General features: G+C 24.2%; 1 pseudogene. It reads right to left on the bottom strand.

Annotation, left to right across the window (positions count from 1 at the left end):
• Nucleotides 1-47 precede the first annotated feature (47 nt).
• Nucleotides 48-472 (bottom strand): annotated as a pseudogene (locus OL66_RS03180) (hypothetical protein).
• Nucleotides 473-492 lie beyond the last annotated feature (20 nt).

Raw genomic sequence — 492 nt, 5'->3', positions numbered from 1 at the left:
CAGTAACAAATAATGCCCCCGATACAAAACCAATAGTAAAATTTGAATCAGTCATTTTGATTTTCCTTTCCGATTGGTGTGTTGTTTTTTTGAGATTTTAACAATCTTTTTCTTTCTTTTTTAAATTGCCAAATAGCTACTTATGTTTTTGTTGTTCTATTTGAGATAATATTTTTTCTTGCACAGTTTTTATTTGTTCTAGTTTTTGAAGTAATAATTGTTCTTGATGTTCTTGTTTGGTGTTTTTTATTTCTAAAGTTTGAAGTTTTTTATTAGAAATAGTTTCTTTAATAAAAACAATTATATTTGTCATTAATTTGAAAATAGGTTTAAAACCAGTAACTATTAATATTGTAAATAGAGTTGTTTGGATTCCATCCAATCTTCTTTCCATGATTTCAGCAGCGGTAAATCCTTTAGTGTAATTTAATATAAAATTACTAATTATTGTAAATATTGAAAAAATCCACATTATTTCCTACTTTCTTAATA

The organism is Chrysanthemum yellows phytoplasma (assembly GCF_000803325.1).
Lineage (GTDB): Bacteria > Bacillota_I > Bacilli_A > Acholeplasmatales > Acholeplasmataceae > Phytoplasma > Phytoplasma asteris.
This window is presented reverse-complemented; position numbering and strand designations above follow the sequence as displayed.